Raw genomic sequence first — 15,068 nt, forward strand, 5'->3', positions numbered from 1 at the left:
TTCGCCGTCGGCTAGATCAACGCCCTGGGGCGAACTCTTTTTGGGTCTGACAATGACAATAAACAGGGGCGCCGATAACCCGGTGGGCCGCGTCCTTCGGCTGAGGCGATAGTCTTCTGCTATGCCGCTTGGATTTCCGGATCGATGACTGCTGCGCTGTCCGTGGCGCAAAATGATCTTCAGGCGCTGGTGCTCTCGCGGGCCAAAAGTTCAAACCCAAGATCCGTCTGCTCAGTATTAGGCTTGGCGGCGGCTTCCAGCGCCGCAAGAACCTTCTCCGCGGCCAGTTTTCCGGTTTCGTAGCGGCGTGTTGCGATGGAGGAGAGCGACGGGGAAACGCAAGCCGCAAATTCGAGATCGTGAAAACCGATGATCGATATGTCGTCGGGCACGCGTAGGCCCCGCTTTCGGCATTCCTGCATCGCGCCGAGAGCGAGATTGTCATCGGTGCAGAATATGGCTTCGGGAACATTGCCGCGTTCATGTGCCGTGGCAAAGAGTTCCGATCCGAGTGCCACCGAACTGTGCCGCGGCTTCTGAGCGATGATTTCCAAGCTTGGCATGTCGGCTTCTCGCATCGCTTTGTGATAGCCGTCGAAGCGCGACTGGGCGCGATGGTCGAGATTGCCGGTAAGGAACGCAATCCGACGAAAGCCGCGCGCGATGAGATGGCGGGTTGCCGTGTAACCGGCATGTTCCTGGGACATGCCGATGTTGAGATTTATCGGCTCCTCGGAAAGTTCGAAGGTTTCGACGACCGGCAGGTTTGCCTGAATAAGAAGCTGCCTGGAAAGCGCCGTGTGGTGAATGCCGGCGATGATGATCGCTTCGACCCTTTGCCCCAGCAGCGCTTTGATCGCATTTTCTTCCTCGTTTTCGGAATAGCGGCTGTTGACGACCAATACCTGAAAACCGGCGTCGATCAGAACCTCGTGCAGCGCAAAAAGATATTCGGCAAAGATCACGTTATAGAGGGTCGGGACGATCACGCCGATCGTGTGGGTACGCGACGAGGCAAGCCTGCTCGCTGCGACATTCGGTACATAACCGAGTTCGTTTACCGCCGCATGGACGCGCAGGCGCAATCCCTCCGACACCGCCCCGGGCTTCCTTAGAACGCGGGATACGGTGATGGGGCTGACGCCAGCTAGGTTTGCCACATCATCCAAGGTTATTCGGCGCATCAAGTATCGTTCACATGTTGTTGAATTCGAATTCTCCAGAATAAGAATATCTATAAATACTTCATAGTTGACAGCGCTAGCAATTAGAATTTGACAGCGCTGTCAACCATGTTACGCTTCCAAAAGTTCGGGAAAGGATGGGATGGAGCCTTTCCGGAATCAATCATGCCGATCAAAAAAGAAGGGGCGATGCAATTCGCCCGAGGAGGAGGACTTCTATGCTGAAAGCTATCAAAGTAAGATCCGCTCGGATCGCCGTGTTTTCCGTACCGTTCATTGCGCTGCTGAGTGGCGTAGCCTATGCAGAACCAAAAGTCGTATCCGGCCCTGCGGGCGATCCGAAATGCATGACACCCTGGGCAGCCGATACGCAGTTTCTGCAATTCCCGAAAAAAGAAGGTCCCTATCGGATCGCGCTTGCCAACGGCTATATCGCCAATACCTGGCGCATTCAGATGGTGCAGACGGCCAAGGCCTATGCCGCGCAACCCGATGTTGCATCTAAGCTGAAGGAATTCAAAGTCGTGTCGACGGGAGAAGATGTTCCCGCACAGATATCGGCAATCAACAATTTCATCGATGCCGGCTATGATGCGATCGTCGTGGATGCACAGAACCCGACCGCATTCGGCCCCGTCATCAAACGCGCCAAGCAGGCCGGTGTCATCCTGGTTGCTTTCGACAACACCCTCGATACCAAGGACGCCATCAACGTCAATGTCGACCAAAAGGGTCTCGGTGTCATCTGGGCCGATTGGCTTGTGAAACACATGCCCAATGGCGGCAAGGTTCTCGAGGTGCGAGGGGTAGCCGGTACCTCCGTCGATACCGATCGGCACAACGGCATCAAGGAGACGCTGGATGCGTCCGGCAAGAAGTTCAATGTAACGGAAGTTGTCGGCAAATGGGACGACGGCGTTGCGCAGAAGGCGACTGCCGACGCGATCGCGACCAACGGTCCCTTCGACGGTATCACCGCGCAGGGTGGCGATACCGGTGTAGTACAAGCGATGATGGATGCCAAGCATCCCTTCGTGCCTTTCGGCGGCGAGACGGAAAATGGCTTTCGCAAGCTTTGCGCAGCGCATTCGGGTGACGGCCTGAAATGTGCGTCCGCGGGTACCGGACCCGCCCAAGTCGCAGTTGCTATCAAAACCGCGATCGCCGCTCTGGAAGGTCAGGTCATACCGCAGGCCGTAAAGCTCCCGACAGCTCTCGTCGAAGATCCGAATTTCAAGGAAGGCCAGGATTATTATCCCAAGCAGTCCGATAATTTCTTCGTCGGCAACTCCTTCCCAACCTGCGGCATCAATTTCACCGCTCAGGAGATCATGGGTCAGACTAAGGAAAATCAATAATTGCCTTTGATTCCGACGCTTGACTGCGGACCATCGTGTCCGCAGTCTCGTTCTTGCGGCACCCGATGGGAGGTTGGGGCGTGAGTTTATCCGAACCGTTTTTCCGGATGGAAGGCATATCCAAGCGCTATGGCGGTGTCGTTGCGCTGAAAGAAGCCAATATCGCCATTCGACCGGGAGCCATACACGCCGTTCTCGGTGAGAATGGCGCAGGCAAATCGACCCTCATCAAGATCATGGCAGGTGTCGTCGCCGCGGATGAAGGCCGTATGGTGTTCGACGGCAAAGAAGTGTCCTTCGCCACGCCTGCCGCGGCCAATAATGCGGGTATCGTCTGCGTGTTCCAGGAATTGTCGCTCGTTCCGGATCTGTCCGTGGCCGACAATGTCGTCATCAGCAATCCGCCATTGCGGTTCGGCATGATTGATCGTCGCAGGCAGAGGCAGATTGCTGAAGAGGCACTGGCACGTGCCGGCGCTTCCGATATCCACCCGTCTTCTCTCGTCAAGGATCTGCCGCTCTCCCGCCGCCAGATGGTCGAGATTGCCAAGGCGCTTGCTCGTAAGCCGCGGATCATGATCCTCGACGAAGCAACGTCGGCGTTGACCCAACCCGATGTCGAAAAGGTGTTCAGCGTGCTGAAGCGGCTGCGCTCCGAGGGCATGGCGCTTATCTACATTTCGCATCGTATGCACGAGATTGCCCAACTGGCGGATGAGTGCACCGTCTTTCGCAACGGGCGCAGCATCGAATCCTATCCGGCCGGTACAAAGAGCGACCAGCAGGTGATCGAGCTGATGATCGGGCGTGAATATACGAGCGTCTTTCCGCCTAAACACGCAGCCGAGAATGGGCTTGCTCCAATCCTCTCGTGCCGGAATCTTTCCTGGGGCGATCGGCTCTCCGCTATAAGCTTCGATGTCCGGCCCGGCGAAATCGTCGGGCTCGGCGGACTGGATGGACAGGGGCAGCGGGAGCTGCTGCTGGCGCTGTTCGGTGTGCTGCGCGACGTCCGGGGCGATGTGCAGATTTCTGGCCGAAGCGTGACAATGAAAAGTCCAAAACAGGCAAAATCCGCGGAAACATCGATCGCGCTTATCCCGGAGGATCGCAAGACTGAAGGGCTGATGCTGCCCATGACTGTGCGTGAGAATCTGTCGATTGCAGCGCTCGACAGCGTGTCCAGCAGGGGTGTGATCGACCGCGCCGCCGAGGCCGGCCGGATTGACGAACTCCTCAAGCTACTGGCGATCAAGGCCGCGACGATCGACATGCCGGTCGGAGCGCTTTCCGGCGGCAATCAGCAGAAGGTTGTCATTGCCAAGTGGCTGATGAACCGGCCGAAGATCGTTTTGCTGAACGACCCGACGCGAGGCATCGATGTCGGTACCAAGCAGGAGATCTACGTCTTGCTCCGCAAGCTCGCGGAAGCCGGCGTCGCGCTCATCTTCTATTCCACCGACTATGACGAACTGATCGGCTGCTGCGATCGGGTGCTGGTGATGTACGACGGCAGCATCGTCCGGGTGCTGGATGGCACTGATATCAATGAACGCGAATTGATTGGCAGTGCGCTCAACATTGGTGCACATCTGACGGAACAGAAGGTCGGCCAATGAAAGAGATACCACACGGCGAATGGCGCTTCTGGTATGCGCAACACAAGGGGACGCTGCTCGCCGCGGCGCTCTTCCTCGTTATGTTCGTGATCTATGTCTCGAACCACCCGGCCGGATTTACCCCCAATGTCGTGCAGACCGCATCGAACAAGGCGGCGTTGCTTGCCTTCGTGGCGATGGCGCAATGTTTTGTGGTTATCACGGCCGGCATCGACCTTTCTGTCGGCATGATCCTCATTCTCTGCAATTGCCTCGCCTCATGGCTTGTCGTCGGAACGCCATTTGAGACCGCTTTGGGCGTTGCTGCCGTTCTTTTGACGGGGCTCGCCTGTGGCATGCTGAACGGCCTGGTGATCATCTTCGGACGATTGCAGCCGATCGTGACAACGATCGCGACAAGCGCCATCTTCTTTGGATTGGCGCTGGTATTGCGTCCGACGCCGGGCGGTGCGGTGAATGAGACGTTGGCGGATGCCTTTACCTCAAAGCTGTTCGGTGTGATTCCCGCAAGCCTAGTCGTGCTTGCGGCCACCCTCCTGATCGTCTGGATCCCGTTCAGCCGGTCGATCTGGGGCCGTGCCGCCTATGCGGCAGGATCGGCGGAGAACGCCGCCTACATGTCCGGCATGCCGATCAAGCGTGCGAAGTTCGCAGCCTATGCACTGGCGGGATTGATGTCGGCGATCGGCGGGCTCTACCTGACCTTCTTTTCCTATACCGGCGAAGCGGCGTTTGCGAGCGGCAATGCATACACGCTTTATTCGATTGCTGCTGTGGTGCTTGGCGGCGTTTCACTGGCCGGTGGAAAAGGTGGCGCGGTCGGTGCCGTCTTCGGCGCACTGGCTTTCCGAACGATCGGCGATCTGCTGTTCGTCTTTGATCTCGATCCTCTCTGGCAACCCCTGTTCCAGGGCGTGGTACTCATGCTGGCGATCAGCATCGGCTGCATGGGTCTGGCGCGGGTTCGCAACCGTCTGGAGTGGTTTCAATGAGCGAGGATGCATCCCTCATGCAGCGATCTCGCATACCCGCGCGTTTGCGCCGCGTCGACCCGGCGGTGGCAATCGCCTTCGGTTGCATCCTGCTGCTGTTGCTCGGCGGCTCCATTTACTCGTCGAATTTCCTGTCGCCGGACTATCTGTTGCAACAGTTGAAGGTCGCATCGTTTCTCGGGGTCATCGCAACCGGCATGATGATGGTCATTCTTATCGGGCAGATCGACCTCTCCGTTCCCTGGGTGGTCGCCGCCGGAGCGATGATGGCTTGCGCAGCAACGGCCTATGGCAGTGTCGGATCTTTTTTCGCCATTCCGTTCGGGATTCTGTGCGGCGCGGTGATCGGCGGGGTCAACGGCATTGCGGTTGCCTATCTGCGCATTCCGTCGATGATCATCACGCTTGCGACGAATGCGGTCGTGCAGGGGCTGATGGTCGTCTATACCGGCGGTTTCGCGCCTCAGGATGCGGCATCGCCGGCGATGCGTTTTCTCGCGACCGGCTATGTGATACCTCCGATTCCAAATGGGGTGCTTGTCTGGCTGGTCGTCGGCCTTCTCGCCGTTTTCCTGCTTGTGAGAACGACGTTCGGCCGTTCGCTATATGCGATCGGAAACCGGGAGAGAGCCGCCTACATGTCGGGGATCGACACGCGCCGCATCACTTTGCTGGCATTCGTGATGTCCGGCGGGCTCAGCGCCCTGGGCGGAGTACTTCTGGCCGGCTACGCCTCCAAGGCGTCGCAATCGATGGGGGATGCTTATCTCTTGCCGTCGATTGCGGCTGTCGTCCTCGGGGGTACGCACGTGCTCGGCGGCAAGGGATCGTATCTCGGAACCGTCGCCGGCGTGATCCTGATTACCCTTCTACAATCCATCCTCTCCGTCATGCAAATCGAAGAAGCCGGACGGCAGCTCATCTATGGTGTCGTCATTATCTGCATGCTGCTGCTCTATGGGCGCCAAAAGCTGAGTTAGAAATGGATGACTGCAAGCCTACCGCGGCCAACTTGCTTGCCTACCACACTTGAAATGCCCTTCCGCTTCCGGCAAACAGCCGGAAGAACGAGGGCGAGGAAATGCGACACATCTATCTTGTCGGCATCGGGACGGGTAATCCCGAGCACTTGACTGTGCAGGCGATCAATACGCTGAACAAAGCGGACGTCATTTTCATTCCCAGCAAAGGTGTGGCCAAAGCCGAGCTTGCCGATGTGCGGAAAGACATCTGCCAGCGATACGTTACGAACAAGGCCATCCGCTTTGTCGACTATGCCGTGCCGGTGCGCCAGACGGCAGATCGCAGCTACGTCCAAAGCGTCGATGACTGGCACGCCGAGATTTCGTCGACCTACGAACGGCTGTTTCAGGAACATATCAGCGAAGACGGAAGCGCTGCCTTCCTCGTCTGGGGCGATCCCAGCCTCTATGACAGCACGATACGCATCATCGAGCGGGTCAAGGCGCGGGATCGCGTTGCCCTCGGCTATAGCGTCGTCCCCGGAATCACCAGCATCCAGGCCTTGACGGCGAGCCATCGCATTCCGCTCAATCTTGTCGGAAAGCCCGTGCAGATCACCACGGGCCGCCGACTGGCCGAGAGTTTTCCGGGTATGGTCGAGACGGCCGTCGTCATGCTCGACGGCGAACAGGCTTTCAGCAAGATCGATGATCCCGATGCGTATATTTATTGGGGCGCCTATCTAGGCACCGAGGATGAGATCACCATCGCCGGTCGGCTTGCCGATGTGTCGGACCGTATTATGGCGACCCGGGCGGAAGCGCGGGCGAGGCACGGCTGGATCATGGACATCTATCTTCTGCGCAAAGGCTCGGATTTCGACGATCAGGCATGAGGTATTCCGCCGCCAAATTGTTTGCCCGCTGATGAGGATTATGTAAGGACATGTCCTTCGGGAAGGTTAGTCTTATGGCGATGGCCGACAGGCAGATAATCGAAGAGCACGATATTTCCTTGCGCGGGGATGTCGATGCGGCTGCCTGCGTTTCGAACGTACCATCGATGGCGCGCGGCGCCTGTCCGTCCCTTAGCGCCCCGATGATCACCGGCGACGGACTGCTCGTGCGGCTGCATCCGACGACGCCGGGCCTGACGATTGGGCAATTCCGGTCACTTGCCCAAGCGGCCGAGAGGCATGGCAACGGACTGATCGAAATCACGGCACGCGGCAATCTCCAACTGCGCGGCATGACGGCGCAAAGCATGCCCGGCCTCGCGGCGGATACCGCTGATGCCGGTATAATTCCTGAAACAGGCGTCACGATCGAGGTTCCGCCGCTCAGCGGATTGGACCCGGCGGAGATCACTGATGCCCGCAACTTAGCTGCTCTGCTTCGCCAACAGATCGCAGCGCTCGATCCGCAGCTGGAGCTGGCACCCAAGCTGACCATTGTCATCGACGGCGGCGGGCGGCTAAACCTCGATGCGATTACCGCGGATATTCGCTTGAAGGCGGCAAGAACCGCCGGCAATTTAACGACCTGGGTTCTCGCAATCGGCGGTACCGCACAAACGGCAAAGGTTCTAGCTTCCTTGTCTGCCGAACAATCCATATCGGCTGTCATCGAGCTGCTGAAAGCGCTGGCTGTTTTCGGACCACGTGCACGCGGCCGTGATCTCGATGTGGGCAGCCTGCGAACCCATTATCAGTCGCCGGACGTCAGCGCACTCGATATAGCTGACCAGTACGTTTCGCCGATCGGCATCCACCCTCTCGGCGGCGATCGTCTCTCGCTCGGCCTGCGCCCGTCTTTCGGGCAAATTCATGCGAGAGACATTCTCAATTTCCTCGCTATCGCCGAAGATGCCGGAGCACACGAAATCCGCAGCGCGCCGGAGCATGCGATGCTGGTGCTGGGTCTCGGTTTCGAGGCGGCAAAGGCCGTTCAGTCGGCCGCAGCCGATTACGGTTTTCGGACGCGTGCGGATGACCCGTCAAATCACGTGGACGTCTGCGCCGGGGCAGGGGCTTGCGCTTCCGCTTTCTACGCGACGAAAGCCGCAGCCGCTGATCTTCTCGATCTGGCTCCCGAGCTGCTCGATGGCTCGCTCACGATCCATCTCTCCGGCTGTCGTAAAGGCTGCGCCCATCCGGCCAATAGCGCCATCACCATCGTCGGTGCGCCAATGGGCTATGGGGTTGTCGTAAATGGGTCCGCATCGAGCGAGCCTGTGGCCTACATCGGAAAAGAAGAGCTAAAATTCGCCCTGGCTGAGATCAACAGCCTAGTGCGGAACAACAAAGTTGCTGGCGAATCGACGAAGGAGTGTCTTACACGGCTCGGCACCGACGCGATCGTGACAGCGCTACGACAGGGGTAGGAATGCCTGACTATGACTATATCCGCGAGGGGAACGCGATTTACGAGCGCTCCTTCGCCATCATCCGCAGCGAGGCCGATCTGTCGCGCTTTTCCGATGCCGAGGCCGATGTAGCCGTACGCATGATCCATGCCTGCGGCCTCATCGAAGCATCAGAGCATTTCGTCTTCTCTCCCGATTTCGTCGCGGCCGCCCGCGCGGCGCTTATGAACGGCGCGCCGATCTTCTGCGATGCCGAAATGGTCGCCCACGGCGTTACGCGCGCGCGCCTGCCGGCGGCCAACGAGGTGATTTGCACGCTGCATGATCCGCGCACCGCAGAACTGGCGAAAACGACCGGCAACACCCGCTCGGCAGCCGCGATGCATCTCTGGGGCGATCGTCTGGCGGGCGCTGTCGTTGCCATCGGCAATGCGCCGACGGCATTGTTCCATCTCCTCGAAATGCTGCGCGACGGCGCGCCCAAACCTGCCGCCATCATCGGCATGCCCGTCGGATTCGTGGGCGCCGCCGAATCCAAGGACGCGTTGGCGGAACATTCCTATGGCGTTCCTTATGCCATCGTTCGTGGCCGTCTTGGCGGCAGCGCCATCACCGCCGCGGCGATCAACGCACTGGCGAGGTCGGGCCTATGAGCGCGCAATCTACCGGCCGGCTGATCGGCGTCGGCACCGGGCCTGGCGATCCGGAACTGCTGACCATCAAGGCAGTCAAGGCACTGGAGAAGGCCGAAGTCGTCGCCTATTTCGCCAAGCAGGGCAAAAACGGCAATGGTCGCGGCGTCGTTGGGGATGTGCTCAGAACCGACGTGACGCTGTTGCCGCTCTACTATCCCGTGACGACGGAGATCGACAAGAACGAGGCGGATTACAAGCGCCAGATTACCGATTTCTATGATGCCTCCGCAGAGATGGTCGCCGCCTATCTGAAGGATGGCAAGACGGTCGCCGTGCTCAGCGAAGGCGATCCGCTGTTCTACGGATCCTATATGCATCTGCACGTGCGGCTTGCCGATCGTTACCCGACGGAGGTCATTCCGGGGGTCACGGCCATGTCCGGCTGCTGGTCGTTGGCCGGCCTGCCGATGGTGCAGGGAGACGATGTTCTTTCCGTACTCCCGGGCACCATGGCGGAAGCCGAACTTGCCCGCCGCCTCGGCGACACCGAGGCGGCCGTGATCATGAAGGTCGGCCGCAATTTGCCTAAAATTCGGCGCGCTCTCGAAGCTGCTGGCCGCCTTGACGAGGCGATCTATGTGGAGCGCGGCACAATGGCGAACGGCGCGATGACGCCACTCGCGGAGAGAGGGGACGCCGAAGCGCCCTATTTTTCGCTGATCCTCGTTCCCGGCTGGAAAGACAAGCCATGAGCGGTCGTCTCTATGTCATCGGCACCGGTCCCGGCAATCCGGCGCAGATGACCCCGGAAGCGCTGGCTGCCGTGGCCGACGCGACCGAATTTTTCGGCTATGGCCCCTATCTCGATCGCCTGTCGCTGCGGCCGGATCAGATCCGCCAGGCCTCCGACAACCGCGAAGAGCTGGATCGCGCTAAGACGGCGCTGGAGCGTGCTGTCGCCGGCGTCAATGTCTGCGTCGTCTCCGGCGGCGATCCCGGCGTTTTTGCGATGGCGGCGGCAGTGTGCGAGGCGATCGACAATGGACCGAGCGAATGGCGTGATGTCGATCTCGTCGTCGCGCCGGGTATCACCGCCATGCTTGCTGTCGCGGCTCGCATCGGCGCGCCCTTAGGACATGATTTCTGCGCCATCTCGCTGTCGGACAATCTAAAGCCTTGGGATGTCATAGAAAACAGGCTGCGTTTGGTTGCGGAAGCGGGGCTTGTGATCGCCCTCTATAATCCCATCAGCAAGGCGCGCCCCTGGCAGCTTGGCAAGGCTTTCGAAATCCTGCGCGATGTCCTGCCCGCCGAGGTTCCCGTTATTTTCGGCCGTGCTGCGGGCCGGCCGGATGAGCGCATGGCAGTCGCAAGGCTCGCCGAAGCGGAAGCGTCGAGCGCCGATATGGCGACCTGCGTCATCATCGGTTCGGCCGAGACGCGCGTCATTGCTCGGGAAACAAAACCCGATTTGGTCTATACGCCACGCTTCATCAAGGACGCGGCAAGATGATCGATCCGACGCAGCGCATCCCCCATAATCTCGACCACCGGCATATCGGCGGCGGGTGCGCGCTCGATCATGATCACTTCGATGCCGAGTTGCCGCGCCGCTTCGATCTTTGCGTAGGTCGCACTGCCGCCGCTGTTCTTCGTCACAATCACGTCGATACGATATTGCCGCAGCATGGCCAATTCGTCTTCCAGCCGGAACGGACCTTTGGCATGGATATAGGTGACGCTGGGCACCGTCAGCGGCGGCTCCACCGGGTCGACGCTGCGTACCCAATAATGGTGGATGGGCGCCGCATTGGCCTGATGCGCTTCCTGTCGGCCGATCGCCAGAAAAACGTGGCAAGGCGAGGGGCCGAGCGCCGCAATGGCTTGCGAAACACTTCGTACCGAGCGCCAGCGATCGCCCTCGGCAGGCAGCCAGGCTTGCCGGCGAAGTGCGAAGGCGGAAATGCCGCTCAGGGCCGCGGCCTCCGCGGCATTGGCGGAAATGCGGGCGGCGAAGGGATGGGTGGCGTCGATCAGCAGATCGATCGCCTCGTCCGTCAAATAGCGTGCAAGGCCCTCTGCGCCGCCGAATCCGCCGCTACGCACCGGAACCGGCTGCGCGGCCGGATCGGCGGTTCTGCCCGCCAGCGACAGCACGACGTCGAGATCGGCGCGCGACGCCAGCGCCGCCGCCAATTGACGGGATTCCGTCGTACCACCCAAGATCAGAATGCGGGTTTTGCCCATGTCTGAGATGCCTTCCGCTCAACGCTGGCTCACTCTTATCGGCATCGGCGAAGACGGTCCAGCGGGGCTTGGCGACGATGCCAAACGGTTGATTGGCGCGGCGCCTGTCGTCTTCGGCGGCACGCGGCATATCGAGCTGATGCAGGCTCTGATCAAGGGCGAAGCGCATAGCTGGCCGAGCCCCTTCGAAAAATCCATCGAAGCCGTGCTGGCTCGCCGGGGCATGCCGACCGTCGTCCTGGCGTCCGGCGATCCTTTCTACTATGGGGTGGGTGCAACGCTTTCGCGGCATATTCCTGCATCCGAGATGACTGTGATTCCGGCTCCCTCTTCCTTCAGTCTTGCCGCATCACGCCTTGGCTGGCCGCTGCAGGACGTGACCGTTCTTTCTCTGCATGGCCGGCCGCTGGATCTTGTTCGCCCGCATCTTCACCCAGGCCGGAAAATTTTGGCCCTTACTTCGGATGCCCAGGGTCCCGCCGGTCTGGCGCGCCTGTTGCAGGAGACGGGGTTCGGACGATCGACACTGACCGTTCTCGAAGCGCTGGGCGGGCCACATGAACGAGTTTCGGCACAGCAGGCCGCCGATTTCGCGCTCTCCGGTATCAATGATCTGAATGTTTGCGGCATTGGTGTCGCCACGGCGACGGATGCGCGTATTCTGCCGCTCAGCGCCGGGCTGGACGACAGCCTGTTCGAGCACGACGGCCAGATCACCAAGCGGGAAATCCGGGCCTTGACCCTGTCGGCGCTGGCGCCACGTCATGGTGAATTGCTGTGGGATATTGGCGCCGGCTCCGGCTCCATCGGCGTCGAATGGATGCTGGCCCACCCTTCGATGCGGGCCATCGCCATCGAATCCTCCAGCGAGCGCGCTGCCCGCATCCGCCGCAATGCGGCAAATTTCGGTGTTCCAGGGCTCACCGTCGTCGAAGGACAGGCGCCGCAAGCACTTGCCGGTCTGCCGGCACCGGACGCGATCTTTGTCGGCGGCGGTGGTAGCGATGCGGGGGTCATGGACGCGGCCATTGCCGGACTGAAGACAGGCGGACGATTGGTCGCCAATGCGGTGACGACCGAAATGGAGGCTGTTCTGCTTGCCGAACATGCCCGGCGTGGCGGCTCGCTGATCCGTATCGATATTGCCCGTGCGGCACCCGTCGGCACAATGACCGGCTGGCGGCCGGCGATGCCGGTGACGCAATGGTCTTGGGTCAAACCATCAGAATGAAAAACGAGGTAGCGGAATGACGGTGCATTTCATCGGAGCGGGGCCGGGGGCTGCGGACCTGATTACCGTGCGTGGCAGGGACCTGATCGGCAAATGTCCGGTCTGCCTCTATGCTGGCTCGATCGTCTCGCCGGAACTCCTGCAATATTGCCCGCCCGGCGCCCGAATCATCGATACCGCGCCGATGTCGCTTGATGAGATCGAGGCCGCATATTTAAAGGCCGCCGCATCCGGCGAGGATGTCGCCCGCTTGCATTCCGGCGACCTCTCCGTCTGGAGCGCCGTCGCCGAGCAGATTCGCCGCCTGGAAAAACATGGCATCCCTTATACGCTGACCCCCGGCGTTCCTTCCTTTGCAGCGGCGGCGTCCGCCCTCGGGCGCGAGCTGACAATACCTGCAGTCGCGCAAAGCCTTGTGCTTACCCGCGTCTCCGGCCGCGCCTCGCCGATGCCGAATAATGAAAGCCTGGAAAAGTTCGGCGCCACGGGCGCCACGCTCGCCATCCATCTTGCGATCCATGCGCTCGGACAAGTGGTCGAGGAATTGACGCCGCTTTATGGTGCGGATTGCCCGGTCGCAATCGTCGTCAAGGCCTCCTGGCCGGATGAGCGCATTCTCCAGGCTACGCTCGGCACGATCGAGGCAAAGGTGGCGGCCGAGCCGATCGAGCGCACAGCATTGATCTTCGTCGGCCCGTCGCTCGCCGCCAGCGATTTCCGCGAAAGCTCGCTCTACGATCCCGCTTATCAGCGCCGCTTCCGGGGTAGGGAATAATAGCGCGCGCCTACAAATATGAAGGGCGAGATATTCCTGCCGCGTGACCACGACGGAGCATATGTCCGCGAACAAGACGCTCATCGCTTAGGCGGCAAGAATGTCCGTCTGAGAGAAATCGTTACCTTTAAATAGCAGGGGCTCGCTACGGATGGCTGCGAGCGCATAGGAAAAGCAGTCGCCAAAATTTAGAGCAGCCGGATGGCGTCCGTTGCCATAGCGGCGCCACGCGCGTCTTGCGGTGTCGGCGAGTTCGGCATCGACCGGTATAATATCGGCATCGATCTGAACGAGAAACATATCCAGTCGTTACCGGCAGCATCGCCAAGCCCGTGCTTCAATGACCATTGAAGCCTCAAATACATTGGCGGCCGATACCAGTCTTACTGGATCGGCCGCAATTCGATTGATGAATTCATCTGCCTCCGCTTCGTTAAGCAAAATGGCAAGGATCGCGGACGTATCGATCACCATCAACGCGGCAGCCCGTTCTCATCATAGCCGAGAATTTCGTCGGCGCCGCGATTGTCTAAAACGGGGAGAGCCTGAATACGGGCCTGAATCGCCTCGATATTCCGCAGCAGATTCTCTTTTCGCTTGCGGCTACCAATACGCTGCAGGCGTTCCTCCAGCGCATGTCGCATCGCTGTCGCAACATTCTCGCCAGTCTTTTCAGCGAGTTCATGAGCGAGCTTTTCCGTCACGGGGTCTTTGATGCTGAGAGCCATTGCGGATACCTATGCATCTGATCATAGGATTTCTACCGAATATGGCTCTCTCTTTCAATTCTCAAACTTTGCTTCTCAGAAAGTTCATGCTTTCCTTCAACGCCTCCACAGGTTTCTTCAGCGCATGCACCTCCGGTGCAAAGGGCTCGAAGGAGAAGGGGCCGGCATAACCCGCTGACAGCAGCGCCCGCATCTGTCCGGCATTGTCGAGACGGTCGTTGGCATCGACCAGAACGCGATGCGGATCGCGCATATCGGAAACCGACACCGCGGCATCGCTGACACCGGAGATATGGACCAAGCCCGTGAGATCAGGGAAAGTCGCTGCCTCGCCGGCGAGATGATGATGGAAGGTGTCGTGAACAAGCCGGAAGGTCGTTTGCGCTCCGAGCTTTTCGATCGCAGCGGCTGCTTCGGTCTTCGACCGTAACGAGCAGATCTCGAAGCCAAGAGGTTCCACGAGGCCAATAATCCCGGCGGCATCCAGCATCGGCTTCAGCGCCGTCAAGGCCGTTACGAGGTTTTGCTTGCGCACCTCAGGCTCGCGGCCGCTGCCGTCATTGACGGGGACGAGCACCAGCGCTTTTGCACCGCAATCTCGCGCATAGCCGATAAGTTCTGCCGCCTCCTTGGCACGCGCCTCGTTCCACTCGTTGAAACGCTGCAGCGCGTTGATCGAAATGATCGTCAGCCCATAACGCGCCGCGAGTTCCTTGACCGCCGTTGCCGGCGTGCCGTCCAGGATCGCATTGCCGGCCAAATCGTTGCGGATTTCGACACTATCGATGCCGAGGCTTTTCGCTGCGGCAAAGAATGATTCCAGGCTCAGGGCCGGGGTGCACATGTGATTGAGCGCGAAACGAATGGAACTCATGGCAGGGCATTCCTCCTCTTGGCGGCCGGACCAACAGAATGCCGACCGGCCGTGCATATTTGCGAATGACTAGCGAGAATCACGCAGCCATTCCACAG

The 15,068-nt window shown here is 59.9% G+C and carries 15 protein-coding genes and 1 pseudogene; 11 read left to right on the plus strand and 5 right to left on the minus strand.

Annotated elements, in window-relative coordinates; all coding sequences use genetic code 11:
- Positions 1–179: 179 nt before the first annotated feature.
- Positions 180–1,184 carry a LacI family DNA-binding transcriptional regulator gene (locus K290_RS0100335; protein ID WP_028750027.1) on the minus strand — a complete coding sequence of 335 codons (1,005 nt, stop codon included), beginning with the start codon at positions 1,182–1,184 and terminating at the stop codon, positions 180–182.
- A 218-nt stretch (positions 1,185–1,402) separates the two neighbouring features.
- Here K290_RS0100335 and K290_RS0100340 point away from each other — a divergent pair, with 218 nt between their 5' ends.
- The 9 genes from K290_RS0100340 to K290_RS0100380 all read left to right on the plus strand — a co-directional run bounded on the left by K290_RS0100340 (position 1,403) and on the right by K290_RS0100380 (position 10,628).
- Positions 1,403–2,542: a sugar ABC transporter substrate-binding protein gene (locus tag K290_RS0100340; protein WP_028750028.1), complete on the plus strand. Its 1,140-nt coding sequence runs from the start codon at positions 1,403–1,405 to the stop codon at positions 2,540–2,542.
- An 80-nt stretch (positions 2,543–2,622) separates the two neighbouring features.
- Positions 2,623–4,161 carry a sugar ABC transporter ATP-binding protein gene (locus K290_RS0100345; protein ID WP_028750029.1) on the plus strand — a complete coding sequence of 513 codons (1,539 nt, stop codon included), beginning with the start codon at positions 2,623–2,625 and terminating at the stop codon, positions 4,159–4,161.
- Positions 4,158–5,153, plus strand: a complete 996-nt coding sequence (locus tag K290_RS0100350) for an ABC transporter permease (protein ID WP_028750030.1) — start codon at positions 4,158–4,160, stop codon at positions 5,151–5,153. The genes K290_RS0100345 and K290_RS0100350 overlap by 4 nt, the downstream gene beginning before the upstream one ends.
- Positions 5,150–6,133: an ABC transporter permease gene (locus tag K290_RS0100355; RefSeq protein WP_028750031.1), complete on the plus strand. Its 984-nt coding sequence runs from the start codon at positions 5,150–5,152 to the stop codon at positions 6,131–6,133. Before K290_RS0100350 ends, K290_RS0100355 begins: the two co-directional genes overlap by 4 nt.
- Positions 6,134–6,234: 101 nt before the next feature.
- Complete coding sequence (gene cobF / locus K290_RS0100360) at positions 6,235–7,011, plus strand: precorrin-6A synthase (deacetylating) (RefSeq protein WP_028750032.1); 777 nt, start codon at positions 6,235–6,237, stop codon at positions 7,009–7,011.
- A 50-nt stretch (positions 7,012–7,061) separates the two neighbouring features.
- Positions 7,062–8,498: a precorrin-3B synthase gene (gene cobG, locus K290_RS0100365; protein ID WP_245276440.1), complete on the plus strand. Its 1,437-nt coding sequence runs from the start codon at positions 7,062–7,064 to the stop codon at positions 8,496–8,498.
- A gap of 2 nt (positions 8,499–8,500) precedes the next feature.
- A complete protein-coding gene (locus K290_RS0100370) occupies positions 8,501–9,133 on the plus strand; it encodes a precorrin-8X methylmutase (protein ID WP_028750034.1) in 633 nt (210 codons plus the stop codon).
- Positions 9,130–9,867 carry a precorrin-2 C(20)-methyltransferase gene (locus tag K290_RS0100375; RefSeq protein ID WP_028750035.1) on the plus strand — a complete coding sequence of 246 codons (738 nt, stop codon included), beginning with the start codon at positions 9,130–9,132 and terminating at the stop codon, positions 9,865–9,867. The genes K290_RS0100370 and K290_RS0100375 overlap by 4 nt, the downstream gene beginning before the upstream one ends.
- Positions 9,864–10,628 (plus strand): precorrin-3B C(17)-methyltransferase, encoded by a 765-nt coding sequence (locus tag K290_RS0100380; RefSeq protein WP_028750036.1) that lies wholly within the window; start codon positions 9,864–9,866, stop codon positions 10,626–10,628. The genes K290_RS0100375 and K290_RS0100380 overlap by 4 nt, the downstream gene beginning before the upstream one ends.
- Here K290_RS0100380 and K290_RS0100385 read toward each other — a convergent pair.
- Complete coding sequence (locus K290_RS0100385) at positions 10,592–11,362, minus strand: cobalt-precorrin-6A reductase (protein WP_028750037.1); 771 nt, start codon at positions 11,360–11,362, stop codon at positions 10,592–10,594. The two genes, K290_RS0100380 and K290_RS0100385, sit on opposite strands and share 37 nt — an antisense overlap.
- Here K290_RS0100385 and cbiE point away from each other — a divergent pair.
- Together cbiE and cobM are read left to right on the plus strand one after the other, a co-directional pair.
- Positions 11,346–12,593, plus strand: a complete 1,248-nt coding sequence (cbiE, locus tag K290_RS0100390) for a precorrin-6y C5,15-methyltransferase (decarboxylating) subunit CbiE (RefSeq protein WP_081670150.1) — start codon at positions 11,346–11,348, stop codon at positions 12,591–12,593. The two genes, K290_RS0100385 and cbiE, sit on opposite strands and share 17 nt — an antisense overlap.
- A 16-nt stretch (positions 12,594–12,609) precedes the next feature.
- The gene (cobM, locus tag K290_RS0100395; RefSeq protein ID WP_028750039.1) at positions 12,610–13,368 is read left to right on the plus strand and encodes a precorrin-4 C(11)-methyltransferase; all 759 of its coding nucleotides are present in this window, start codon (positions 12,610–12,612) and stop codon (positions 13,366–13,368) included.
- 87 nt (positions 13,369–13,455) lie between these two features.
- On the opposite strand, the pseudogene K290_RS33560 reads toward cobM, so the two are convergent.
- The 3 genes and pseudogenes from K290_RS33560 to K290_RS0100410 all read right to left on the minus strand — a co-directional run bounded on the left by K290_RS33560 (position 13,456) and on the right by K290_RS0100410 (position 14,970).
- Positions 13,456–13,842, minus strand: a pseudogene (locus K290_RS33560) (type II toxin-antitoxin system VapC family toxin).
- Entirely contained in the window at positions 13,842–14,096 is a 255-nt protein-coding gene (locus K290_RS0100405) for a type II toxin-antitoxin system VapB family antitoxin (protein WP_028750040.1), read from the minus strand. The pseudogene K290_RS33560 and the gene K290_RS0100405 overlap by 1 nt, the downstream one beginning before the upstream one ends.
- 61 nt (positions 14,097–14,157) lie before the next feature.
- On the minus strand, positions 14,158–14,970 hold the full coding sequence (locus K290_RS0100410; protein WP_028750041.1) for a TIM barrel protein: 813 nt from the start codon (positions 14,968–14,970) through the stop codon (positions 14,158–14,160).
- Between the last annotated feature and the right edge of the window lie 98 nt (positions 14,971–15,068).

This window comes from Rhizobium leucaenae USDA 9039 (assembly GCF_000426285.1).
Classification (GTDB): Bacteria; Pseudomonadota; Alphaproteobacteria; order Rhizobiales; family Rhizobiaceae; genus Rhizobium; species Rhizobium leucaenae.